The sequence below is a fragment of the Clostridium pasteurianum DSM 525 = ATCC 6013 genome, from assembly GCF_000807255.1.
GTDB classification, from domain to species: Bacteria; Bacillota; Clostridia; order Clostridiales; family Clostridiaceae; genus Clostridium_I; species Clostridium_I pasteurianum.
The window spans coordinates 3,201,658-3,227,108 of record NZ_CP009268.1 but is presented as its reverse complement, the minus strand read 5'-3'; the positions used below and the strand labels follow the sequence as shown (position 1 = coordinate 3,227,108).

Below are 25,451 nucleotides of genomic sequence, written 5' to 3'. Positions count from 1 at the left end.
GAATTATTATGGTTAATAAATTAAAAAAAACTTTATCACCTTTTCAACTTTGGGCGATTATAGTGGGAATGGTTATATCGGGAATGTATTTTGGATGGAATAATGCAATGTCATTTACAAGTCCCGTTGGTTTTATAATTGCCACATTGATAGTAACTGTATTTTATGGAAGCTTTATGTTTAGCTATGCAGAACTGGCTACTGCAATGCCAAAGGCAGACGGCTCTTCGGAGTTTGCGGCGAGGACAATGGGTAGATTTGGAGGATTTTTTGCAGGATTTTCATGTATAATGGAATTTTTGTTTGCCACTCCAGCTATAGCAATATCCATTGGTGCCTATGTTAATTTTATTATACCGTCTATACCAGTAACTTTAGCAGGACTTGTTTTTTATGCCATATTTGTTGCCATAAATTGTTTTGGAGTAAAGACAGCAGCTATAATTGAAACTGTTGTTACAGTTATAGCAATTATAGGACTTATAATCTTTTCTGGTGCTAGTATTGGACATGTAGATTTTACGAGAATATTTGGGGGAGATATATACAAAGGCGGTTTTTCAGGAATTTTCAATGCTATTCCCTTTGCAATATGGTTTTATCTTGCTGCTGAAGGAGGCGCAATGTCTGCAGAAGAATGTAAAAATCCTAAAAAGGACATACCAAAGGGATTTATATTTGCAGTACTTACCCTTATGATTCTAGCTTTAATCACTTTTGTTTGTACAGCTGGAGTACTTGATAATAAAACTTTAGGGGTTACAAATTCACCTCTTCCAGATACTTTGAATGTTATATTTGGAAAGGGAAACATATTATCTAAATTGATGAGCTTTATAGGACTATTTGGTCTTATAGCAAGTCTTCATGGAATTATTATAGGATATTCAAGACAGATATTTGCAATGTCAAGATCAAGATATTTACCTGAATTTCTATCAAAGGTCAATTCAAAGGGTGCACCTGTGGCAGCCATAATAATACCAAGTCTTATAGGAATGGTTTTTGTGCTTTTAAACAATACTGCAACAATAATAGTAATATCAAGTTTTGGTGCCATTGCTCTTCATGCAATAAGTATGGTTGCATTTTTTCTTTTAAGAAAGAAAGAACCGGATATGGAGAGGCCTTATAAAGTGTCGATAGCATTACCTCTTATAGCATTAATACTTAATTGCATATTTTTAGTGACTACAATATATTCTAATACTTCAACAATATCCTGGGTAATTGTAGCTTTCGTAGCAGCTTTTATCTACTACTTTATATATTCAAAGTTAACGGCATCAGTATCAGTTCAGGAGGAACAGGAAAAGGCAATTTAATATAATTAAGTTAGACAGGTGATTTTTATGAATTTAAAGACAACATTATTTAGTACAGTTTATGAATTTAAAGATATAAAAGACTTGCTTGCCAAGGCTAATGAGGAGAAATCAGGAGATGTACTGGCAGGAATTGCTGCTAGGAGTACTGCTGAAAGAGTGGCAGCAAAAATTGTGTTAGCAGATATTACTTTGGAGGAACTTAGAAATAATCCTGTAGTGCCTTATGAAAAAGATGAAGTTACAAAAGTAATTCAGGATTCTGTTGATGAGAAGCAGTATGACAAAATCAAATCTCTTACAGTAGGAGAATTTAGAGATTTGATACTTTCAAAGAGTGAAGATGAAATAAAATCTATAAGAGATGGATTGACTTCAGAAATTATAGCAGCAGTAACTAAGCTTATGACTAATATGGATTTGGTATACGGAGCACAAAAATTTTGTAATACTGCTACCTGTAATACTACTATAGGTAAAAGGGGGACTTTATCAGCAAGACTTCAGCCTAATAATCCCACAGATGATATAGATGGAATAATGGCTTCTGTAATGGAAGGAATAAGTTATGGAGTTGGAGATGCTGTGATTGGTCTTAATCCTGTAGTAGATACTATAGAAAGTGTTTCTAAAATACTAAATAAATTTAATGAGTTTACAACTAAATGGAAAATACCAACACAAAATTGTGTACTTGCCCATATAACAACCCAGATGGAAGCTCTTAAAAAGGGTGTACCAATAGATATTATGTTTCAAAGTCTGGCAGGTTCTGAAATTTCAAATAGAGCCTTTGGAATAAATGTAAACTTATTGGATGAAGCTTATGAACTTATGAAATTAAATAAAAGTTCTAAAGGAGATAATTTTATGTATTTCGAAACAGGGCAGGGGTCAGAACTCTCTTCAGAAGGGCATAATGGTGCTGATCAGCTTGTGATGGAAGCAAGATGCTATGGACTTGCCAAAAGGTATAATCCCTTTCTTGTTAATACAGTTGTTGGATTCATTGGACCGGAATATTTATACGATGGAAGGCAGGTTATAAGGGCAGGACTTGAAGATCATTTCATGGGAAAGCTAACAGGGTTATCTATGGGGGTTGATACCTGTTATACAAATCATATGAAGGCAGATCAAAATGATCTGGAGAATTTAGCTATGCTTCTTTCCATGGCAAATTGTAATTATTTTATGGGAATTCCCTGTGGTGATGATGTAATGCTTATGTATCAATCTTCAAGTTATCATGATATAGCAACTTTAAGGGAAATAACTGAAAAAAGAGCTATAGATAAATTTGAAAAGAGAATGGAAGAGTTAGGAATAATGGAAGAGGGAAGGCTTACAGAAAGAGCTGGAGATCCTTCTATATTTAGATAGTGTGGTGAGTTAATTGAAAAATGACATAATAAGTATAGATAACCCTTTGGATAGGGAAATGTGCATGAGAATTAAGGAAACTACTCCAGCAAGAGTATGTGTTGGAAAAGCTGGAACCAGACTTAAAACAGATACATTACTGAAATTCAGGGCAGATCATGCCGTAGCTATGGATGCCGTTTGGTCAGCTGTAGATGAAAAATCAATTGATGAACTTAATTTTTTGAAAATACAAACTGTAGTAACGGATAAAGAAGAATATATAACAAGGCCTGATTTTGGAAGGAAATTTTCTAAAGATACTATTGAATATATCAAAAAAAATTGTATACATTCTCCAGAGGTGCAGATTATAGCAGGAGATGGACTCAGCTCTACTGCTATTAATGCAAATTTAAGAGATATATATTCAATTATTTTAGATGGATTAGAAGCTAAAGGCTATAAAGTTGGTACACCTATATTTATAAAATTTGCCAGAGTTGCAACCATGGATAGGATAGGTGAAGCGTTAAATGCAAAGATTACTATAATACTTATAGGAGAAAGACCTGGACTTGCTACTGGTGAAAGTATGAGTTGCTATATGGCCTATGAATCCAGTACCAAAAAGCCGGAATCACAGAGAACTGTAATATCCAATATTCATAGAAATGGTATGCCGCCGGTGGAAGCTGGAGCACAAATAGTAGATTTAATACAAGTAATGCTGAAAGAAAAGAAAAGTGGAGTTGATTTGAAGATATAAAATAATTTCTAGGAGTACAAATGGGAATAACTCCTTTTAACCTTGGGGAAAGTAAAAGGGAAAGGAGTTGATTTTATGCCTACAAAATCAGAGAGAAAGTCTAGAAATGACAACAAAACTCAAAATCCAAAGACAGCGAATCCAATAACCATGGATACAGACACAAATATGAGAAAACCCGTTAGAGGGTTGCCAAACAAGTAGAATTTATTTGATTTCTATTATATGAATTGTTATTAATGTGAAGAAAAAATAAATTTATTAAACAGGACAGAGCAATTTTTATGTGCTCTGTCCTGTTTAGTGTTACTTGTGCAATTTAAGCTTATTGAGATCAAATTCAGAGTAATCTGACTAACCTATTGATTTTTTACAAAAATATTTAAAAAAACTGTTGATAAGCAAATAAAAAATAAAGATAATACATATAGAGGAAAAATTAATAAAATTTATCAAAGAGAAAAATAGTTATATAAAATAAAAGGAGAAAAGAAATGAATAATAGAACTAAAAAATGCCCTTATTGTACTAAAGATATTCCTATAGATACTAAAATTTGTCCTCGCTGTGGAATGAAACAGAAAAGAAGTTTTAATTTTAGTAACTTTAGAATTATTTTATCTATAATACCTATAGGTATATCTGTATTTTTTGCTTTACACAACATGGGGGTTTTTAAAGGAAAATCGGAAAACATCAGTAGTAATAGCTATAATTATGATAATAATAAAAATTATGATAATAACGATAAAGTTGAAAATAGAAAATATACTATGGAAAAATTTATGGAAATAAAAATGGGAATGACCTATGATAAGGTACAGAAGATACTTGGTGAGGGAGAAGAAGAATCCTCTTCGGGACATTTTAGTAATGAAGCAGCTGATTATAAATGGGAAAATTCTGATGAAACAGGTATATATATAAGTTTTTTAAATAATAAAGTAATAGATAAATCGCAGGTTGATTTGGAGTCAAAAAATGCAAAGGTAACAAAAAACATGTACGATAGATTAAAGACTAATATGACTTATAGTGAAGTTAAATCAATACTTGGTAAAGGTGAATTAAGCTATGAATCTATGGAAGAAGATTACAGTGCTGAAACTTATATATGGACAAATGAAGATGAAAGTTATTTGAATGTTAACTTTATAGATGGAAAATTGGAATCCAAAAAGCAGTATGATTTAAAATAGGAATTAAATAATAGAATTTACTTCACTAACCAAGGGAAAGGGAAAAATAAATTTTATCTTTGATGGATATGATATTTGTCATAATGAGAAAGAGATAATTGATAAAATAGGATATAATAAAAATGCCGATATTGACTATACATCTGCTTCTATTTTCTGTTCGAAAGGAGAGGCTTTTTTAATAAAGGGAGATGAGGCGGAAAGCTATATGCATTGTTTGTAGATGGCATTTTTTACTAGTTTCAAATAATGATTAAATTAAAATATTTTACTATTTAAACAAAATAGGAAGGGTGAATAAATTTGGCTGAAAAAACTATTGTAGAAAAATTAAAATTAGATAAGTATAATTCTATTGCGATAATTAATTTACCAGAGCTGAAAAATGAATATTTTCATAGTTTACAAAAATATGATTCCACTTTTAATAAGGATAAATATGATCTGATTTTTGCTTTTGTATTCAATATTAATGGCTTAAAAGAAATTATTGATGAAGTCATTAATGAAAATAGATTAAATAGTAATGGATATTTATATATTGCATATCCTAAAAAGGGCAATAAAATATACTCAGATTTTATTCATAGAGATGAAATTCTTCCTAGTTTAAATGTAGATGACAAGGGAGATGGATATATTGGAGATAGTAATGTAAAGTTTGCGCGAATGGTAAGCTTAGATGAAACATTTACTATTGTGGGGGTAAAAGAGGCTGGTTCTAGCAAAAGAAAGACTTCAACTGCCAGCAGCCAATATGTAGATGACTATATTAAATATATACCTGAAATTGAAGATTATCTTTCTGGTGATACCATTTTGTCTGAGTTTTATAAAAATTTAACTTCTGGATATAAAAAAGATTGGGCAAGATATGTCTATAGTGCTAAACAGGAAGCAACCAGAAAAAAGCGTTTGTCTGAAATGGAAATGATACTCAGTAAAGGATTTAAGACAAAAGAACTTTATCGAAAATGGCTTTCAGCTAATAGCTAGAGGCAATATTCAATCTCTTATTTTCTTAAGCTATGATGATAATATACTGCGCAGGTAATAAAAGCAGCTAAAATTTTTGCAATAAGATCTGTAGCAGTATCTTGAAATCCACCTGTTATCATATTAGTTTTAAATAAACAATCTGCTGTAAATTCAAACATCTCCCATAATGTACCCAAGGCTATTGAAAAGCTAAATGAAAATACTCCATTGAAAAGAATAAGCCGCTGCTTTGTAATTCCCTGCTTCTTTTTTATAATTCCCTGTATTATATATAAGGCTATTATAACTGCGTACATACCGAATATGCTGTGAAGAAATATATCCCACCACCAAAATATATCATAGAATCTCTTGATTTCACCTAAATATTGTGCAGAAAAAATAAATAACAAACTTACCAAGTTAAAGCTGGGAGGTAGCATTATATTCTTTATATTAGAGATATATGTAATTATAAAAGGAAGTATAAGACAGACTGCAGCCAGCAGAGATAGGTATAAAATCTTCCATTGCCTTGATAAAATAGCAGTTATAACTGTGGTGGTAAGAATTAGTTCAAATAATGCGGCTATTACAATTACTGATTTATTATTATTTTTATTAAGCATAAAAATATTATCCTTTCTATGGATTTATAGTTATTAACCATTAGTATATACATGATAAATTTATTGTTGTTTATAGTAATTATTTTCTGTATATTTGAAATTTATATGCATTATCTGTGGAATACATATGATAATATAAAAGAAAAAAGAAAATTAATAATTTGAAGAGCTACATGATTAGCTTTTCATTATTAATTGATGAAATTTCATATTGCATAATTTTAAATTTCAAATTCTATATACAGTATACATTTGAAATCAAAGACCCCATATATAGATGTATGAGTGAAAATAAATTAATTATGCAATTTAATAGGTTAACAATAATGATATAAATATTTATGAAGGTATAAAATTTTTTTATAGAATGCAGGAGGTATTAAAAATGCAGCAGTATTTTCTTGGATTTGATGCTGGTACTCAAAGTGTTAAGGTTGCCATATATGATGAACATATGAATTGTGTAGCTGAAGCAGCCAATAAAACCACTTTAAAATATCCCCATACTGGCTGGGTGGAAATGGATGCAGAGGAATATCTATATCTTACTAAAAAGGGAATGAAGGAATGTGCACTTCAGTTACGAAATAAAAAAATACCTTTAAACTCAGTTAAATCTATTATGGGTGACGGCATTATATGCGGTATAGTTGGGATTGATGAGAGTGGAGAAGCTATTACACCATATATAAATTATTTGGATTCTAGAACTGAGGAAGATGTTAAAGTCATTAACAATTTAAATCTATCCCTATGGCAGAAAGAAACGGGAAATGCTGAGGCAAGCTGCATGTTTCCAGCTATGCATGCAAGATGGATTTTAGCTAATGATGAAAATTTTAAAAAATCAGGCAAAAAGTTTGTACATAATGCTGCCTATATTTTGTCAAGACTTGCAGGATTAAATAGTGAGGATGCTTTTATTGATTGGGGAACTATGTCTGGCTGGGGACTTGGATATCGTGTTTATGATAAAGAATGGTCATATGAGCAACTTGAAATCTTAGGTATAGATAAAGGTTATATGCCTAAAATTGTGAAACCTTGGGATATAATTGGAGGTTTATCAATAGAGTCTGCCAGAGAAACTGGTTTTCCAGAAGGTATTCCTATTTGTGCTGGTGCTGGCGACACTATGCAGTCTATGCTTGGTAATGGAGTAATTGATGCAAATAGAGCAGTAGATGTGGCTGGGACTTGTGCCATGTTTTGTGTTTCTACCAGTGGGATCGTACCGGAACTCAGCAGAAGAGGAAGTGGACTTATTTTTAACTCTGGAACTCTTGAAAATACATACTTTTACTGGGGATTTGTAAGGACTGGAGGATTATCTTTAAGATGGTTTAAGGATAACCTTTGCAAGAAATCAGAGGATGATAACTATTATGAAAGATTAAGCAGAGAAGCGAGAAAAGTTTCTCCAGGATGTAATGGCGTATTTTTTCTGCCTTATTTAACAGATACCCATGGAGAGTATTCAAATCTTAAGGGAAGTTTTATAAATATGACTTTAGATACAGACCAATATGTTTTGTGGAGGGCTATTTTGGAATCGATTGCCTATGAGTATTTGGAGATTACTGATGTCTATAGAGGTGCAGGTATTGATATTAATACTATTACCATAGCAGAAGGCGGAAGTAAAGATGATCTGTGGAATCAGATTAAAGCGGATATAATAGGCACTGAAGTTATGACACTTCAGGTGTCGAGGGGAGCTGTAATGACAAATTGTATTGTAGGTTCTTATGCGGTAGGTAATATTAAAGATTTAAAAAAGTCATTAATCGGTATTGTGAAAATTCATAATGAATACATGCCTAATCTATATAATACTGAATTTTACAGACAGCAGCGTAAATTTCAAAAAGATATTTTAAAGACAATGAAATAATATTTTACAGTTTAATTAATTTGTCTTGTGATTTAACTGAGTAACATTGCTTTTATTTAAATACCATGCTACAATAAATCTGTAAAGTACAAATCTAATAAATAAATGAAAGGGTAAAGGTATTTGCAGCCATGAGAATGTAATTCACTTATAAGGATCATTTAATAAATAATTAAAACTTTAAATTTACAGATTAAGTTTTTGTGTTTAATTTTATTAAAACCTATGAGTGGATAGTTTATCATTGCTTTTATAATATCTTTATTACTGGCTAAAAGTATTTATTTTTACTTGCGGTTTGCTGCAGGTTTATTTGTGTATTCCATTGTGTAAATACACTTTTAATTGTACTTTTATAGTAATATTTATCCTGCGTACCCCATGTATCTTAAAAATAATATAAGGGCGTAAGGTTTGCAGGAATTAATCTAGCTTTAGCAAATATGTTATTTTGGCTAAATGAGATTAATTGATATTTAAGGATGCTATCCTCTCTAGGTTTAAGGAGGGGATTTTTTGTTGTTAATGGAATGTAAAAGTATAAAAAAGTATTTTGGAGACAGGTTAATACTTGATATAAAAGATCTTAAGATATATTCTGAGGATAGAATTGGTCTTGTAGGTATTAATGGTGAAGGTAAAACTACACTTATAAATATACTTGCTGGAATAGACAATGAATACGAAGGAACCGTTAAAAGCTATGGTAAATTCAGCTTAATAGGACAGCTTGATAAAGAGATTCAGGGAAGTATAGATAGTGAGGCTGCCAAAGCCTTTGGTGCTAATATAAAATGGGATAGTAATTTAAGCGGAGGGGAAAAGACTAGATTTAAGCTTGCTAAGGGATTTTATGAAAACAGTAATATGATAATAGCTGATGAGCCTACCAGTAATTTAGATATTGAAGGTATAGAAATTCTTGAAGAAAAATTTAGAAAGTATAGAGGAGCTTTTATAATTGTATCTCATGATAGAGAATTTCTTGATAGATTGTGCAACAAGATAATTGATTTAAATAAGGGAAAAATTAAAGAATATAGAGGTAACTACAGAAGTTATAGAGAACAGAAAGATCAGGAATATAACAGAGAAGTCTTTGAATATGAACAATATATAAAGGAGAAAGGTAGAATTGAGGGAGCTATTGAAAATGTGAAAAGGAAGGGGGACTCTATAAAAAGGACTCCAAAACGTATGGGAAATTCCGAGGCAAGACTTCATAGAATGGGTGGACAGAAGGCAAAAGCCAATCTTAATAAAACCACAAAGAATATGGAGAAAAGATTAGAGCATATAAATATAAAGGGAAAACCTCCTGAGACAAAAAGGATAAAACTAGATGTACCAGAAGAAAATAAACTTCATAGTAATATAGTTATCTGTGGAAATAACATAAATAAAGCCTTCAAAAATAAAATTATATTTAAAGATGCAGAATTTACTATATATAATAATTCTAAAAATGCTCTTATAGGACCCAATGGATGCGGAAAAAGTACTCTTTTAAAGATGATTATAAATGGAGAGGTTTCAATAAAAAAATCAAAAGCTCTTAAAATAGGGTATTATAGTCAGAGTCTTGATATTGTAGAGGAGGAACTGAGTATACTTGAAAATGTAACTAAAAATAGCATATATGATGAAAACTTTGTTAGAATTACCTTGGCAAGGCTTTTATTTAAAGATAAAGATGTATATAAAAAGGTTAAAGTTCTAAGCGGAGGAGAAAGGGTTAAAGTTTGTTTTGCAAAGCTTATACTTAGTGATATAAATTTACTTATACTGGATGAACCCACTAATTATTTGGATGTAGATTCTCTTGAAATTGTTGAAAAGGTACTAAAGGACTATTCTGGCACTATCCTATTGGTTTCTCATGACAGAAGATTTATAAATGCCATAGCAGATAATATTCTATACATTGAAAATCATGAGATTGAAGCTTCAAGGGGAACCTATGAAGAATATATGGAGAAAAAGAATAATCCTGTAATTCACAGAGAAGAAGAGATAAAAAAACAAGTACTCGTGCTTGAAAATCGTCTTTCAGAAGTTATAGGTAAGCTTTCTGCTCCTTCTAAAAAGGATGATGTTAAAGCTCTTGATAAGGAATATTACAAAATATTAAAAGATTTAAAGGATTTAAAATTAAAATTTAAAAATATATAGCTGAAGTAAAGGGTGCGTAATTGCACCCTTTACTCCTTTTACAAAAGATAAAACTATAATTATTTGTATAATAATTTATCCTATACAGTGCTAATTATTTTAAATTTGAAATAAGCTAAAAGTTAAAATGATAATAAAATATTGTTAAAAACATGTTGACAGATAATAATGAAAATGTTATCATAAGCTCATAAAATGAATAAAGGGATTGTAACTGTTAGGCAGGCAAAACCCAAGTTAAGATAAATTTGTATTTATTTTAATTTGGGTGTTTTATTATGTGAATAATAAATTTGCTAGTTATTATTGATATATTTAAATAATTCTATTAAGTTATATTTATAATAGATAATAGCATTTTATCCGATGACTACCATCCGTAATACTTCCAACGCACTTTGCACAGTGGGAAATAACGGATGCTACGTACCTGGATAACGATTTACCCTAAAGGACAACGATTTCTAAGTATCGAAAATACCGATACTAAGAACTCTGTTAGTAAGTTTCAGATGGGAAAAGATTCCACCTGAAACAAAGAACTCTGTTTATATCACATAACGTTGGGGTGATTACTATGATAATTAAAAAAATATTGAATAACAATGTAGTTACAACTTTAGATAAGAATACAAAGCTTGAAAAAGTGGTTATGGGAAGAGGAATTGCTTTTCAAAAGAAGACAGGAGATATTATTTCTAATTCAAAAATTGAAAAAGTCTTTATTCTGGAAAATACAATTGAAAATGAAAAGTTTCAAAAGTTAATAAATGAAATTCCCTTGGAATATGTAAAATTATCTGAAGCTATAATAAGCTACGGTAAAGAAAAATTAAATACGGAATTTTATGATCATATTTATATAGCACTTACAGATCATATAGCCTTTGCCATTAAAAGATTTAAGGAAGGGATTAATCTTAAAAATCATTTACTTTGGGAAATTCAAAGGATTCATAAAAAAGAATATGAAGTTGGTCTATGGGCGATTAAACTGATTGAAAAAGAACTCGATATCAAAATGAATATAGATGAAGCTGGTTATATTGCATTGCATTTAATTGATGCTTCTCTTAATGAAAGCATGGATAATACCATGAATATAACTACAATTGTTCAGCAAATATTGAATATAATAAAATACTTTTTTACCATAGAATTTAATGAAGAAGATATTTCCTATGATAGGTTGATAACACATTTGAAGTATTTTGCTCAAAGGGTAATTTCAAATAAAACTTTATCTCAGGATCAGGACGAATTTTTAGAAATAGTAAGGGAAAATTATAAACAACCTCATAATTGTGCATTGAAAATAAAGAAATTTGTTGAAAAAAATTATCATTATAAAATAAATGATGGTGAAGTAGTCTATCTTACTCTCCATATACAGAGAGTTATTTCTAGTATAGAGCACAATTAAAAGATAAAATTTAATATCTGGGATTGTTACTGGTTATGCAGGCAAAACCTAAATTGAAGTATATACAATAGGTATACTTTTCAATTTAGGTTTTTTTATTTTATAAATTTAAAGTATTGATTATGTCGGAATTTTTAATAAGCATAAATTTTGTAAGAGAAATAAATTAAAACTATAAAAAAAGATAACATTATTTTTAGTAAAAATAGTATTCTGGCATAGAAAATATACAAGGAGGATTAAATAATGGATTATAGCAAAGTAGCTAAAGAGATCTTAAAGTATTTAGGGGGTGAAGGCAACGTAGCAAGTGCAGCACATTGTGCCACAAGATTGAGAGTTATTTTAAAAGATGAAAAAAAGGCAGACGTAAAAAAGATTGAAAAAATTGATGCAGTTAAAGGGGTATTTAATAGCTCAGGGCAACTTCAAATTATAATTGGTCAGGGAACAGTAAATAAAGTTTATAATGCATTTACAGAGGGAACTTCCATTCAGCAAGCCAGCTTAAGTGATACTAAAAAAGCAGGAGCAAAAAATATGAATGTCTTTGCAAAATTTGCAAGAATGCTGTCAAATATATTTGTTCCAATTATTCCGGCAATAGTTGCCAGTGGCCTTTTGATGGGATTACTAGGTATGTTTCAGACTTTTCATTGGATAGATGATAAAAGTGGAATATATATATTGTTAAATATGTTTTCAAATGCAGCCTTTGTATTTTTACCAGTTTTAATTGCTTTTAGTGCCGCTAGAGAATTTGATACCAATCCATTTTTGGCAGCAGCATTGGGAGCTATAATGATACATCCAGATCTGCAAAATGCATGGACCCTTGGTGAGGGAATTAAAACAACTATTTCTGTGTTTGGACTTAATGTTGGCATGGTAGGTTATCAGGGAACAGTTCTTCCAATATTGATTGCAGTTTGGGTAATGAGTCGTATAGAAAAGATTTTAAGAAAGATTATTCCAGATGTACTGGATATTTTACTTACACCATTTTTTACATTAATGATTAGTGCATTTTTTTCATTATTAGTAATAGGGCCTGCAGGAAGATTACTTGGAGATGGAATTTCTTTTGGGCTTCAAACATTATATAATACAGCAGGAGTATTTGCAGGAATATTGTTTGGAGGCTGTTATTCATTAATTGTTATTACTGGGATACAGCATAGTTTTCATGCCATAGAGGCGGCTCTGATTGCAAATCCTGAGATTCATAAAAACTTTCTGCTTCCAATTTGGTCAATGGCCAATGTAGCTCAAGGTGGTGCTGCTCTTGCAGTCTACTTTAAGACAAAAAATAAGAAGATAAAAGCAATTGCTTCTCCAGCTGCTCTATCAGCTTTGCTTGGAATAACTGAACCGGCAATCTTTGGAGTTAATTTAAGATTTGTAAGACCTTTTGTAGCAGCAGCTATAGGCGGTGCTATAGGCGGCGGTTATATTGTATTAACTAAAGTTGCAATGAATGGTATTGGGGTAACTGGTATACCAGGAACGGCAATTGTACAGCAGGGTTCTATAATTCACTACTTAATAGGTTTGGTTTTAGCCTTTGCAGGTGCTTTTATCATCGCATTTATTATTGGCATAAAAGAAGAAGAGAATGAAAATACTGAAGAAGTTGAAGAATTAGATGATTTGGAAATTAATGAGGCAGATGCAAGTGTTCTTTGTAATTTAGTATCACCCAGTAATGGAAATGCAATGTCCCTTAAAAAGGTACCAGATAAGACTTTTGCTGAAGAATTATTGGGAAAGGGTATAGCAGTGGATCCGGAAGATGGTGTTGTAGTTGCACCTGTAGATGGAAGTATAACACTGATGTTTGATACAAAACATGCTGTTGCTATTAAAACCAGTGATGGAGTTGAAGTGCTTATTCACATAGGTATAGACACTGTTAAGATGAATGGTAAAGGGTTTAATGCATTAGTTAAAACTGGTGATGTGGTTAAGAAAGGGCAGAAATTAGTGGAATTCGATCTGGATTTAGTAAAGGAGGAAGCTGAATCTCCAATAATTATGATTATTGTCACAAATTCTGATTCAATGAAATTTGTTAAATCACTGAAATATGGTAAAGTAAAACAAGGTGATGGATTAGCGGTAGTCGGGGTAGAATAAACTTACAGAGCTGCTTGGTGAGTTAATATAAAATGAATTAAAAATAATAGAAATTTGATGGTGATGGTTATATGAATAAAAATGAAGAATTAATGAAATTGGCATATAAGGCAATTTCAGATGGGAAAGAAAGAGTTAATAGTGATTATCACAGATTGAAGTACCATTTAATGCCTCCAGTAGGTTTTATGAATGATCCCAATGGATTTATTAACATAAATGGAGAGTATCATCTCTTTTATCAGCTTAATCCTCTTTTCCCTAAAGGTAAAAAAGTATATTGGGGACATGTAAAGAGTATTGATCTGGTTAATTGGCAGCAGCTTCCCATAGCACTTTCACCAGGGGATTGGTATGACAAAGATGGATGCTATTCAGGCAGTGCAGTTGATTACAATGGTAAATTTACTTTGATATATACTGGGAATGTCAAAAATAGCTGTGGAAATAGAGAAACCTATCAGTGCATTGCACAAACTGAGGATAATATAAACTTTATAAAAAGCAGTGATAATCCAGTTATAAACAATCAGCCAGAGGGATATACGAGACATTTTAGAGACCCTAAAGTTTGGAAACATGATGGAGTATGGTATATGGTAATAGGAGCTCAAACAGTAAAAGAACAGGGGACTGCAATACTTTATAGTTCTTATAACTTATTTGATTGGAATTTGATAGGGGAAGTAGCAGGATCAAATATAGAAGATTTGAGCTTTTTAGGCTATATGTGGGAATGTCCTAACTTACTAAACATAAAGGGAAAGGATGTATTGATCTTTTGTCCTCAGGGAGTTGAAAAGCAGGGTGATCTGTATAATAATATATATCAATGTGGCTATCTTGTAGGAAATTTGGACTACAAAACTGGAAAATTAAATTATAAAAATTTTATGGAATTAGATAGAGGATTTGAATTCTATGCTCCTCAGTTCATGGAGGATGATAGAGGAAGAAAGCTTTTGATAGGATGGATAGGACTGCCGGATGAAGATGAAGCTCCTACCGTTAAAAATGGCTGGCTTCACTGCCTTTCAATGGTAAGAGAACTAGATATGAAAGATGATAGAATAATTCAAAAACCAGCAGAGGAAATGAAACTTTTAAGAAAAAATGAGATATCCTATAGAAATGTTGAAATAAAAAATGAACAGGTTGATTTTAATAACATAAATGGTGATAGTTATGAATTATTATGTGACTTTTCCTGGAGTGCTGTTTCAGAATTTGGGATAAAGCTGAGATGCAATGAAACTTTAAGTGAAGAAACTGTAATTTATTATGATGTCAAAAGTGAAAAATTAATTTTGGATAGAGATAAAAGTGGATTAAGCTTAAAGGGAGTTAGAAAATGTGATGTTAAAAATCATGGTAATTTAAAGCTTCACATATTTATGGATACCTCTTCCATTGAGATCTTTGTAAATGATGGGGAAGAAGTTTTTACAGCCAGAATATATCCTAATAGGGATAGCAGAGATATAATTTTTTATTCAAAAAATGGTGATGTAAAGTTTGATGTTAAGTACTGGGAACTATGATAATCTATAATAAAAATCTCATAATATTTTCTACGCTGTGAGTATTAAAATTTATAGTTTTTAAAATCACAAGTTATATTTACATAATATTGCTTGTGATTTTTTATATTTTTGTTCGGAACATATGTTTGTATATTTTTTATTGTCAATAATATAGTTAGGCTATGATAAGGATTATGAAGATGGTAAAATAGTACTAAAGCAAATAGGTTAAAAGGAAGTAGGGGAAACAAATGAGAATTTTACATACAGCGGATTGGCATCTAGGTAAAAATTTAGAGGGCTGCAGTCGCATGGATGAGCAGGATGCCTTTCTCAATGACTTTGTTGAAATAGTAAAATCTAATGACATCGACTTAATAATTATTGCAGGAGATATTTATGATAATGCTAATCCCCCTGCAAGAGCAGAGAGAATGTTTTATAACACATTAAAAAAATTATCTGCTAAGGGTGAAAGATTAACTTTGGTGATATCAGGTAATCATGATAACCCTGATAGACTTATAGCAGCAGGACCTTTAGCAAGAGATCATGGAATTATAATGGTGGGTACTCCAAAATCTGTTGTTCCAACAGGAGAATATGGCAGTCATAAGGTTGTTAATTCTGGAGAAGGCTTTATTGAAGTTGGGATAAAAGGGGAAAGGGCTGTAATTTTAACAGTTCCTTACCCCAGCGAAAAGAGATTAAATGAAGTATTGTATGGGGCAATGGACGAGGAAAAGGAAAAATTGGATTCTTACAGTGACAGAGTAAAAACTTTATTTGAAAGTTTAAGTGAAAATTATAGAGAAGATACTGTAAATATAGCAGTATCTCATCTATTTGCCATGGGAAGTGAAGAAGCAGGCTCCGAGAGAAGTATTCAGCTGGGAGGTAGTTTTATTGTAGATGGAAGCTGTTTTCCTGAAAAAGCTCAGTATATTGCACTAGGACACGTACATAAGCCTCAGATAGTACCTGGCACGGATAGAAGAGCAAGATATGCTGGGTCCCCCATACATTACAATAAGAAAGAAATCAATTTTACGAAAAAATGTTTTATTATAGATGTAAAAGCGGGAGAAAACTGCCATATTGAAGAGATTGAATTTAAAGTATATAAACCTATAGAGCTCTGGAAATGTAAAAGCATTGAGGAAGCCATTGAGAAATGTATAGAAAATAAAGATAGAAATTGCTGGGTTTATCTTGAGATAACAACGGACAGATATATAAGAGAAGATGAAATAAAGTTGATGAAAAATAATAAAAAAGATATTTTGGAAATCATGCCTAAAATATTAGAGGGAAATAATGATGAGTTGAATATAAATAGTTTTTCAGAAAAATCTTTTGAAGACATTTTTAGGGAATTCTACTTTAAGGAAAGAAAAGTTGAACCACAGCCGGAAGTGGTAGATTTATTGTTATCTATTATAAGGGAAGGGGAAGAGGAAAATGAGACCAATTAAACTTAAGATAAAGGGGCTTAATAGCTTTATAGACAGTCAAGATATTGATTTTCAAAAATTGACGGATAAAGGTTTATTTGGAATATTTGGTCCTACAGGTAGTGGTAAATCTACAATACTGGATGGCATTACTTTAGCATTATACGGAGAAGTTGCAAGAAAGAGTTCAAATTATATGAATACCAATTGCAGCAGTCTGAACGTCAGTTTTGAATTTCAAATTTCCTCAGTAGAAATAAAAAGATATAGAGTAGATAGAGAGTTTAGAAGAGATCCTAAAACAGGAAATGTAAGGACTAGATCAGCTAAAATAATAAGTATAGAAAATAATGAGAAAATAATTCTAGAAGAAGGAGCTAAAAGTGTAACAGGCAAATGTGAAGAGATAATTGGATTGACATTGGAAGATTTTACTAGAACCGTGGTGCTTCCTCAGGGAAAATTCAGTGAATTTTTAAAGCTTGAAGGAAAAGATAGAAGAAATATGCTGGAAAGATTATTTAATCTTCAGAAATATGGAGATAATCTTTCAATAAAGTTAAATGGCAAGATTAAAAGAGAAAGAGAAAAGGTGAATCTTTTAGATGGAGAATTAAAGGGATATGAAAATGTAAATAATGAAATACTTCAGGACAAGACAAATACACTGATTGAAAAAAAGGAGCATTATGATAGAGCTCAAGAAGAATTAAAGATTTGTGAAAAGAAGTATGATGAGGAAAAGGAATTATGGAATCTTCAGGAAGAGTTAAAGGAACAATTACATAGAAAAGCTGAACTTAAAGAGAGGGAAGAGGATATAAATAAGGACTCAAAAAAGATATCTTTAGCTGAAAGTGCTTTAAAGTTAAAGCCCTATGTAGATAGTTACGAGGATACATTAAAGCAGATTGCCAATATAAATAATAATCTTATACAGCTAGGTAATAAGATGAAAGTTACAGAAGAAAATAAAAAAAAGGCAGAAGCTCAATTGGAAAAAGCTAAAAGAAGGAAAGAAAAAGATCTGCCAGATTTAACTATAAGGCAGCAGAAAGTTATAGATGCCATAGAGGAAAAAAGGTTACTTGATGTATTAAATAGGGAAAAGATTATTCTGGAAGAAAATATAAATGATGTAGAAAAAAGGGGTAAGAGCACAAATATAAAAATAGAGAAAAATAGAGTAATTATTGATAATATCAACAGCAGTATTATGGAAAGAGAAAATAAAGTAGAAACTTTAATAGTACATGAAGAACATAAGCGAAAAATTGATGAAGGTATATTGATTTTAAATACACTTCAAAATTTGTCAAAACAGAAAGAAGATTTATCAGCCTCTAAAAAATCTGTACTGTTAAGTTTAGAAAAAGCTAAACTTAAGGGTAAAAATTTGCTTAAAAAAATTAAAGACAACAAAGATCTGCTGAATAATAGTAATGAGGATTTAAATAATCTTCTACAGAATTGTCCTGGGGATGAAAATACATTGTTAAATCTTCAGTCACAATTAAACACTGCCACAGAAAAATGGAATAAATACAAAGAGTATAATACCAAGTTAAATAACGGTACTAAAAATATTGAAGTTTTTAAAAAGGATCTGGATAAAAGAGAAAGTGAAAGAGTATTTTTGGAAGAGGAAATAAAAAAAATAAAGACTTCCATAAAAAAAGCAGAAACTGAAAATATAGCTCATAATTTGAGAAACACATTGTTAGAGGGGAAGCCTTGCCCAGTATGCGGGTCAAAGCATCATTCTATAGAAAATATAAAAATATTAGAAATTAATAATGTAGATGAACTGAATTTGGATTTAGACAATAGAGATAAAAAATATACACTATTGATGCAGGAAATAATAAAATTGCAGACAAATATTAAAGCTGAGGATAAGAACATAGAAGAATGTAATTTAAAAATTAGAGAATTGGGAGATGGATTTAAAAGTATTTCAGTAGATGAACTTAAAACTAAGTTTGATATTTTAAAACAGCATATAAGTAAATTCAATGAAAAAAAAGTAAGTTTGGATAAAAAAATTAAATCTTTAATTGAAGAAAAGGGTATTTTAGAGGTTGAATACAGCAGAGAAAGTACAAAGGAAATTGAAAATGGGCAGCAATTAAAAAAAATAGATAATAATTTAGTGTCTTTAGAGGATGAATTAAATAAAAATAACAGACAACTGGAACTTCTAAAAAAGGATACGTCTATTGAAGATTTTAAATCGGAGAGAGATAAAATTTCAAGGAAAGAAAAAGAAAAGACTCTTTTAGAAAAGGAAATAAAGGAGTTAAGAAAAAGGCTGGATAATGAGCTCTTAATAAAGGAAGATTTAAATAAAGATATAAGTGAACTTAGAGAAGAATTCAAGGAAAATAGAACTATCCTCATTGAAAAAAATAAAAATATAGAGGAAAAAAAGAAGGCTATAAAAAGTAAGGCAGGTAATATTGAAGATTTGGAGGAAATCCATTTAGAAATATGTAAAGCCATAAAATTAATAAATGAAGAATATGAAAAATCAGAAGAAAATAAAAATGCAATAGAACTCCTTTATAATGAATGTAATAATGATATGATTTCTGCCAAAAGCAAGCTATTAAGCCTTAAGGAAAGAAGTGTAAAAGATAGGGATAAGCTTCAAAGTGCACTTGGTGAAGAGGGGATAGAAAGTATAGATAAGGTCAAAGACAATTTTATGTCTAGAGAGGAAATTGACAAATTAAAGCTTCTAGTAGAAGAATATAAAAATATTGTTACTAAACTTACAGGAAATATAGAGAATATTAAAAAGAAAATTAATAACAGAATATTGTCTGAAGAACAGTGGCTTGAAATCCAGAATTCAAAAAATAATATTCAAAAGACGCTAAAGAGTTTAGAGGAAGATAAAATAAGATTAGAAACGGAAGTTACTACACTAAAGGAAAGTTTTTTAAAAAAGAAAAAGCTTTTAGTGGATAGAGAGGAGCTGGAACACAAATTAGCCCTTTTAGATGATCTTGATAAATTGTTTAAAGGTAAGAAGTTTGTGGAATTTGTTGCAGCAAATCAGCTTAAATATGTGTCCATTGAAGCTTGTAAATGGCTGAAGGAGATAACTTCAGGTAATTATGGACTTGAAGTTGATGACAATGGTAAATTTATTATACGAGATTATAAAAATGGAGGAGCAGAGAGAGATGCTTCTACACTATCTGGAGGAGAGACTTTTGTAACTTCTCTGGCCCTGGCTCTAGCACTATCAGCCCAAATACAGCTTAAAGGTACAGCACCTTTAGAGTTATTCTTTTTAGATGAAGGTTTTGGAACTCTTGACGATAATCTTTTGGAAGTAGTTATGGATTCTTTAGAGAGGATTCATAATGACAGATTGTCTATAGGTATAATAAGTCATGTGGAATCTATAAAGAATAGAGTGCCGGTAAAGCTTATAGTAACTGCTGCACAGGCAGGAATGGGCGGAAGTAAGGTCAGGATAGAGAGAAGTTAGATTTTAGAACTGGGAATGCATGGCTTACTTGGCGTTGAACTCCCACTTGAATAAGGGGGAGACTTACGCCAAGGTAGTCAGGTTAAATTTAAAATAGTAATGAAAGTAGCTGTCTTACAATTCGTATGTATACATTACAGGCAACTTTTTATCTATTAATTTATCTTATAAAAAGCTGATTTTTTTAATTATATTAATATTGACTTATGTGGTCAATGGCGTTATAATTTCATTGACCGATGTGGTCATCGATTTTGGTATGAGGAGGAGATAGTTTGATTTCGAAGTTTATGAGCCTTGGACAAAAAAAACGAGAAGCTATTATAAATGCAGCATTAGATGAATTTGCACAAAAGGGATATATGTTACGTGTCAAATTATTTAATCCTTAAAAAGTCAAATTATTTCAGCCTAAAATTAGTAATAATGTGGTAAAAAATCAGTTTAAATAATCTTACTAATGGCAAATTAAGTCTCAAAAATCAAATTAAATAACCCTTTCTCCACAATATCCACAATGTATAAAATTCTAAAATTGGTCAATAAATATAGGCATAGAAAAACACTGCTCAGAATAAGCAGTGTAAAAAATTTTAAATTGTAAGATCAATTTCACTCTGAGATTTATAAACTGTATCTGAATTAATAGAAGTAAGTCTTTCATTAGCACCAGAGATAAGGCACATTCTCGTTAGAGAATTTAGTGGTCTTATAGCTCCATTAGTGCTTGAATAAATGAGTTCAAAAGCATCATCAGTAAAAATTGGTTCTGAACAGCCTGCGGCTTTTAGCATAGAAGTTATGTAGGGCTTACATTCATCATGCGTTAGCCCTTTTAAGCAATAATTCATTATGATTCGTTGACGTAGTGCTTCATGGACCTGCCTGCTGAGTTGAAGTAAAAAATTAGGTTGACCTGAAAGAATTAACATAGCATAATTCTTTGAGTCCATATGAAAATTAAATATTATTCTTAAATCATCAAGAATGGAATTGCTTAAAAATTGACATTCATCAATTATAATAACTGGAATTACATTTTTACTGTGGCTATAAGTGTATATAGACTCTTGTATTTGCTTAAACATAGTTACTTTTTTCTGAGCATGAATTATTCCAAGACCATCGCATAATGCTCTATAGAAGTCCATAACAGTTAAAGTGGAAATAGGAATGTATACGCACTTATATAAATTTGGATTTAGTGAATCTACAAAATTGCGGAGCAAGAAAGACTTACTAACTCCAGGCTCTCCAGTAATAACGCCAATCCCTAAAACAGATTTTAAAAATTCTAATCTATTCATTGCTTTAGAGAAATCCTCAGATTTAAAACTGTATTTTAAGTCAAGATTTTTATCAAAAGGATCAAAAGTTAAGCCATAAAAAGCTTTATACATAATATCAACCTCCGGTTAGTTAGCTTCAAAGGCAGAAAAATCAACAGAATTAGTATTGTTAGTTCTTCTGATTTTTGAATTATCAATTTTTTTAACAGGGAAAATAGTATCTTCAAGTTTACCATCCTGTGAAAAAATATAAGCTTTATCAATAGATGATGGATCATAGCGTATATTTATTTTGTCACCAACATATTTTAGTGGTACTTCAAATATTTTTGTACCTATAGATACTGTGGAGTCATTTTTTACAGTACGGAGTACTTTATATAAAAATAAATAGTCTAGTTCAGTTTTAGAATCAATAAATCTTATATTTTCAACATTAGACATGTACTTATCAATTGGTTTTTTGTTTATTGAGGAATGTATAGTGTTGTTATAACTGTTAACATAACCCGACAGGGATTCATTTAAAAGGTCTATAGATTTAAAATCATTCCAATTAATTGAATTCATCCATTGTTTTTGCATAGTTTGGAACCATCTTTCAATTTTGCCCTTAGATTGAGGGGAATATGGTCTTGCAAAACTTAAAATACTACCAAGAGCTGCACAAATCAAATGAAATTGCTCACTTTTATATATCTTTCCATTATCAACGAAAACTTTTTTAGGAATTCCCTTTGATGCTACCGCATCTTTAAATACAGACATAAGAGATAAAAGATCATCTTTAAAAAATGCTTTGCATCCTACAATGACTCTACTGGAATCATCTAAAAAAGCTATAATATAAGTCTTGAATTTTTTATCTTCTATAGTAAGGTAAGGACCTACAGATACGTCAGATTGCCAGCATTCATTGGAAAACTCAAATTCAAAGGCTCTTCTATCATCAGGTACAAGCTTTTTAGAACCTATCTTAGCCTTATTTATAAATCTAGTTACTGTTGACAGGGAAATACTAGTTTCACTTTCAAAACCTTTAGCTATAACTTCATGATATATGTACTTGGCAGTTTTTTTAGGTGAATTTAATTTACTGTTTATAATAAATTCTTTGGTTTCATTTGAAATTTTTCTGGAAGTACCTTTATCAGCTCTTGATTTTGGATATAAGCCATCAATACCATATTTCCTATATTGAACTAGCCATCCTTTGATTGTTGCAGGAGAATACTCTTTTTTCTTGCCGTTAGGCAGTGTATAAGACTTTGCTGCAATTTCTGCTAAATAATCTTTTACAGAAGTCTGAGTAAATGTATTGGTTATAATGGGTGCAATCAGAGAATAACGAAATAATGCTATCTTTTGATTAAATTCTTTTAATATCATTGATTATCAACCTCCTATTTTTATTAATAATTATGACTTAAAATCGATATTTAAACCGTTAAAGGTTGTGTGGAATTATACAAAAATTTTAGATAGAACAAGAGAAATGAGGACAAGATTGATATAAAAAGACATTAAAAAAGTGTGAAGTATTTAATTTGATAAAAAAGATAGATCTAATTTGTACCTATTAAATTATCATTTACAAAAGAAATACTTAGGCATGTGTAAAAAATAATCCAAGTTAAAATCGTGCCTTAAACGGCAAAAGATAATAATTTTTTTTATGATATCAATAGGTAATTTGCTATTTATGTTAGAATTATAGAATTTATACTGTGCAAAAAATAAACGAATACTCGATAATGAGCTTACTAGCCTATTTTTCCAAAATGATAGATCTGTTGTATTAAGAGATGAGTAGTTAATATTAAGAGATTTTATAAGAGTTAATATTTTACTAAAGGAATAACCTAGTTTTAGCATCATAATAATAGAAGTTAGAATAACTTCATAAGCATATTGCCTATAAGGAATAATAAAACTGGGTATAAGAGAATAGGTTTTACCACAGGATTGACATTTACAACGCAGGATGACTATCTTGTATGCACCTTTAAGGGTAATTAAGTTTCTATAATAAAATCCATGTCTGTACAGCTTACCTTCAAATCCACATGCTTCGCATCCATATTTACTTGGAAATTGATTAAACTTACAAAGTTTATTGTATTTTTTTATTCCGTAAGGCATTTTTACTATATTTATCATTATTATTTCTTCTCATAATTAAAAAATTTTCTCCTTACTAATTATCGTCAGATTAAATAATCTTATTCTTTTTGAGTCAGATTATTTAATCTGACCTATAAATTAAGTCTATAATAATTTGACTTTTTTGAATGTTTTTTAGCTTAAGTAAAATGCCTAATAACAGATATAAAAATGCTTCCACAAATGAGATTGTTAAAAAGGCTAATATTTCTAAAGGATTGCTTTTTCATTATTTTAGCAGTAAAAAAAAGTTATTTCTGTTTCTCTATGAATATTCTAAGGATATATTTTTAAATGAATTTTATAACAAAGTTAATTATGATGAAACTGATATCATAAAAAGATGGAAGCAAATTGTGACTTTAGAGATGGAACTAATTCAAAAGTATCCTGTATTGTATGATTTTATGTTGACTTCATCAGCAGATGATAGCAAAGAAGTAAAGCAGGAACTTGAAAATCAAATGAAAAGTATTTTAGAAGACAGCTATATCAGGTTGTTTAGTAATATTGATACTTCAAAATTTAAAGATGGAGTGGATGCAAAACGTATTTCGCAAATTATATTCTGGGTTGCTCAGGGTTTCAGTAATCGTGAGTTAGAATATCTAAAACGGGATCCAGTTTATTATAAATCTCATATTAATATGGATGATATAGTAAAGGAATTTGAGTTATATCTAGAGATGTTAAAAGATGCTTTTTATAAATGAAATTTATTTAAATAAATCTGTAGGGGGGTAATGTAATGAGTGTTATCGAAATTAAAAATCTGACTAAGACTTATGGCAAGTCTAGAGGTATTGTGGATGTAAATCTGAAGGTTGAACAGGGAGAAATTTTTGGATTTATAGGACCAAATGGAGCTGGAAAATCTACTACTATTCGAACTCTTCTAGGGTTGATTTATCCTGAAGCAGGAAGTGCAACTATTTTTGGAAAGGGCTGTATAGAACATCCAGAAATAAGAAGAGAGGTAGGGTATCTGCCCTCAGAAGTATTTTACTACGATGGAATGAAGGTAATAGATTTACTTGAATATTCTGCCAGTTTTTATAAAAAAGATTGTACAAAGCGAATCCATGAGCTGGCAGGAATTATGAATCTTGATCTTAAAAAGAAGATAGAGGACCTTTCCTTTGGTAATAAGAAAAAAGTGGGAATAGTTCAGGGACTTCTACATGAGCCAAAGCTTATAATACTGGATGAGCCAACAGGTGGTCTTGATCCCCTAATGCAGCAAAAGTTTTTTGAACTTATAGAGGCTGAAAGTGAAAAAGGAGCTACAGTATTCTTTTCCTCACATATTCTCAGTGAAGTGCAGCGTATGTGCAGCCGTGTGGCCTTTATAAAAGACGGAAGAATTATCAAGGTTGAGAAGATGAGTACTTTAAAGGAGAATAATTATAAGAGAATTAGCATCGAAGCAAAATCTGATATTCCAAAAGAATATTTTAAAATTGGTGGAGTGAGTAGCCTTGAAGTTAAAAATAATAATGTTAATTTTATATTTAAGGGTGATGTAAACTTAGTAATGAAAAAAATTGCTGAAATAGAACTTCGCAATATATCAATTGAAGAGCCTGATCTTGAGGAAATTTTCATGCATTACTACGAGAAGGAGGACTGAAGC

General features: G+C 30.7%; 19 protein-coding genes and 1 pseudogene. 16 read left to right on the top strand and 4 right to left on the bottom strand.

The window, feature by feature from the left end:
- Positions 1–8 precede the first annotated feature (8 nt).
- From eat to CLPA_RS14540, 7 genes and pseudogenes are all read left to right on the top strand, one after another.
- Entirely contained in the window at positions 9–1,325 is a 1,317-nt protein-coding gene (gene eat / locus CLPA_RS14560) for an ethanolamine permease (RefSeq protein WP_003445278.1), read from the top strand.
- Positions 1,326–1,352: 27 nt separating this feature from the next.
- Positions 1,353–2,708, top strand: a complete 1,356-nt coding sequence (locus tag CLPA_RS14555) for an ethanolamine ammonia-lyase subunit EutB (RefSeq protein ID WP_003445277.1) — start codon at positions 1,353–1,355, stop codon at positions 2,706–2,708.
- A gap of 25 nt (positions 2,709–2,733) precedes the next feature.
- Positions 2,734–3,456: an ethanolamine ammonia-lyase subunit EutC gene (gene eutC / locus CLPA_RS14550; RefSeq protein WP_257786252.1), complete on the top strand. Its 723-nt coding sequence runs from the start codon at positions 2,734–2,736 to the stop codon at positions 3,454–3,456.
- A gap of 75 nt (positions 3,457–3,531) precedes the next feature.
- On the top strand, positions 3,532–3,660 hold the full coding sequence (locus CLPA_RS21925; protein WP_257786221.1) for a hypothetical protein: 129 nt from the start codon (positions 3,532–3,534) through the stop codon (positions 3,658–3,660).
- A gap of 290 nt (positions 3,661–3,950) precedes the next feature.
- Positions 3,951–4,655, top strand: coding sequence for a DUF3862 domain-containing protein (locus tag CLPA_RS14545; protein ID WP_003445273.1), 705 nt, complete (start codon positions 3,951–3,953; stop codon positions 4,653–4,655).
- A 10-nt stretch (positions 4,656–4,665) separates the two neighbouring features.
- Positions 4,666–4,878: pseudogene (locus CLPA_RS21750) on the top strand (elongation factor G); the annotation flags it as partial.
- A gap of 80 nt (positions 4,879–4,958) precedes the next feature.
- Complete coding sequence (locus tag CLPA_RS14540; protein WP_003445271.1) at positions 4,959–5,651, top strand: YdeI/OmpD-associated family protein; 693 nt, start codon at positions 4,959–4,961, stop codon at positions 5,649–5,651.
- A 17-nt stretch (positions 5,652–5,668) separates the two neighbouring features.
- Here CLPA_RS14540 and CLPA_RS14535 read toward each other — a convergent pair whose 3' ends face one another.
- Complete coding sequence (locus CLPA_RS14535; RefSeq protein ID WP_003445268.1) at positions 5,669–6,262, bottom strand: DUF2238 domain-containing protein; 594 nt, start codon at positions 6,260–6,262, stop codon at positions 5,669–5,671.
- A gap of 385 nt (positions 6,263–6,647) precedes the next feature.
- On the opposite strand from CLPA_RS14535, the gene CLPA_RS14530 reads away from it, so the two are divergent.
- The 7 genes from CLPA_RS14530 (at position 6,648) to CLPA_RS14500 (ending at position 20,366) form a co-directional block, all read left to right on the top strand.
- The gene (locus CLPA_RS14530) at positions 6,648–8,156 is read left to right on the top strand and encodes an FGGY-family carbohydrate kinase (RefSeq protein ID WP_003445266.1); all 1,509 of its coding nucleotides are present in this window, start codon (positions 6,648–6,650) and stop codon (positions 8,154–8,156) included.
- Between the two features lie 525 nt (positions 8,157–8,681).
- Complete coding sequence (abc-f, locus tag CLPA_RS14525; protein ID WP_418219445.1) at positions 8,682–10,328, top strand: ribosomal protection-like ABC-F family protein; 1,647 nt, start codon at positions 8,682–8,684, stop codon at positions 10,326–10,328.
- 577 nt (positions 10,329–10,905) lie between these two features.
- Positions 10,906–11,751 (top strand): BglG family transcription antiterminator LicT, encoded by an 846-nt coding sequence (licT, locus tag CLPA_RS14520; protein WP_003445263.1) that lies wholly within the window; start codon positions 10,906–10,908, stop codon positions 11,749–11,751.
- A 246-nt stretch (positions 11,752–11,997) separates the two neighbouring features.
- Entirely contained in the window at positions 11,998–13,887 is a 1,890-nt protein-coding gene (locus CLPA_RS14515; RefSeq protein ID WP_003445262.1) for a sucrose-specific PTS transporter subunit IIBC, read from the top strand.
- Positions 13,888–13,958: 71 nt separating this feature from the next.
- Entirely contained in the window at positions 13,959–15,428 is a 1,470-nt protein-coding gene (locus CLPA_RS14510; RefSeq protein ID WP_003445260.1) for a glycoside hydrolase family 32 protein, read from the top strand.
- 233 nt (positions 15,429–15,661) lie between these two features.
- Positions 15,662–16,885, top strand: a complete 1,224-nt coding sequence (locus CLPA_RS14505) for an exonuclease SbcCD subunit D (RefSeq protein WP_003445258.1) — start codon at positions 15,662–15,664, stop codon at positions 16,883–16,885.
- Entirely contained in the window at positions 16,872–20,366 is a 3,495-nt protein-coding gene (locus CLPA_RS14500; RefSeq protein WP_003445256.1) for an SbcC/MukB-like Walker B domain-containing protein, read from the top strand. The genes CLPA_RS14505 and CLPA_RS14500 overlap by 14 nt, the downstream gene beginning before the upstream one ends.
- A 593-nt stretch (positions 20,367–20,959) precedes the next feature.
- Here the strand turns inward: CLPA_RS14500 and CLPA_RS14495 are convergent.
- From CLPA_RS14495 to CLPA_RS22155, 3 genes are all read right to left on the bottom strand, one after another.
- Entirely contained in the window at positions 20,960–21,766 is an 807-nt protein-coding gene (locus CLPA_RS14495) for an ExeA family protein (protein ID WP_039263218.1), read from the bottom strand.
- Between the two features lie 15 nt (positions 21,767–21,781).
- Entirely contained in the window at positions 21,782–23,044 is a 1,263-nt protein-coding gene (locus tag CLPA_RS14490; RefSeq protein WP_236900340.1) for a DDE-type integrase/transposase/recombinase, read from the bottom strand.
- 198 nt (positions 23,045–23,242) lie between these two features.
- Entirely contained in the window at positions 23,243–23,797 is a 555-nt protein-coding gene (locus CLPA_RS22155; RefSeq protein ID WP_076719224.1) for a DUF6431 domain-containing protein, read from the bottom strand.
- Positions 23,798–23,967: 170 nt separating this feature from the next.
- On the opposite strand from CLPA_RS22155, the gene CLPA_RS14480 reads away from it, so the two are divergent.
- Both CLPA_RS14480 and CLPA_RS14475 read left to right on the top strand, forming a co-directional pair.
- Positions 23,968–24,531, top strand: coding sequence for a TetR/AcrR family transcriptional regulator (locus CLPA_RS14480; protein ID WP_236900348.1), 564 nt, complete (start codon positions 23,968–23,970; stop codon positions 24,529–24,531).
- A gap of 35 nt (positions 24,532–24,566) precedes the next feature.
- Entirely contained in the window at positions 24,567–25,448 is an 882-nt protein-coding gene (locus CLPA_RS14475) for an ABC transporter ATP-binding protein (protein WP_003443391.1), read from the top strand.
- Positions 25,449–25,451: the final 3 nt, after the last annotated feature.

Bases quoted from the DNA above. Each gene is read 5' to 3' on its own strand.
- eat (WP_003445278.1), top strand. From the start codon at position 9: ATGGTTAATAAATTAAAAAAAACTTTATCACCTTTTCAACTTTGGGCG.
- CLPA_RS14555 (WP_003445277.1), top strand. From the start codon at position 1,353: ATGAATTTAAAGACAACATTATTTAGTACAGTTTATGAATTTAAAGAT.
- CLPA_RS21925 (WP_257786221.1), top strand. From the start codon at position 3,532: ATGCCTACAAAATCAGAGAGAAAGTCTAGAAATGACAACAAAACTCAA.
- CLPA_RS14545 (WP_003445273.1), top strand. From the start codon at position 3,951: ATGAATAATAGAACTAAAAAATGCCCTTATTGTACTAAAGATATTCCT.
- CLPA_RS14535 (WP_003445268.1), bottom strand. From the start codon at position 6,262: ATGCTTAATAAAAATAATAATAAATCAGTAATTGTAATAGCCGCATTA.
- CLPA_RS14530 (WP_003445266.1), top strand. From the start codon at position 6,648: ATGCAGCAGTATTTTCTTGGATTTGATGCTGGTACTCAAAGTGTTAAG.
- abc-f (WP_418219445.1), top strand. From the start codon at position 8,682: ATGGAATGTAAAAGTATAAAAAAGTATTTTGGAGACAGGTTAATACTT.
- licT (WP_003445263.1), top strand. From the start codon at position 10,906: ATGATAATTAAAAAAATATTGAATAACAATGTAGTTACAACTTTAGAT.
- CLPA_RS14515 (WP_003445262.1), top strand. From the start codon at position 11,998: ATGGATTATAGCAAAGTAGCTAAAGAGATCTTAAAGTATTTAGGGGGT.
- CLPA_RS14510 (WP_003445260.1), top strand. From the start codon at position 13,959: ATGAATAAAAATGAAGAATTAATGAAATTGGCATATAAGGCAATTTCA.
- CLPA_RS14505 (WP_003445258.1), top strand. From the start codon at position 15,662: ATGAGAATTTTACATACAGCGGATTGGCATCTAGGTAAAAATTTAGAG.
- CLPA_RS14500 (WP_003445256.1), top strand. From the start codon at position 16,872: ATGAGACCAATTAAACTTAAGATAAAGGGGCTTAATAGCTTTATAGAC.
- CLPA_RS14495 (WP_039263218.1), bottom strand. From the start codon at position 21,766: ATGTATAAAGCTTTTTATGGCTTAACTTTTGATCCTTTTGATAAAAAT.
- CLPA_RS14490 (WP_236900340.1), bottom strand. From the start codon at position 23,044: ATGATATTAAAAGAATTTAATCAAAAGATAGCATTATTTCGTTATTCT.
- CLPA_RS22155 (WP_076719224.1), bottom strand. From the start codon at position 23,797: ATGCCTTACGGAATAAAAAAATACAATAAACTTTGTAAGTTTAATCAA.
- CLPA_RS14480 (WP_236900348.1), top strand. From the start codon at position 23,968: ATGCCTAATAACAGATATAAAAATGCTTCCACAAATGAGATTGTTAAA.
- CLPA_RS14475 (WP_003443391.1), top strand. From the start codon at position 24,567: ATGAGTGTTATCGAAATTAAAAATCTGACTAAGACTTATGGCAAGTCT.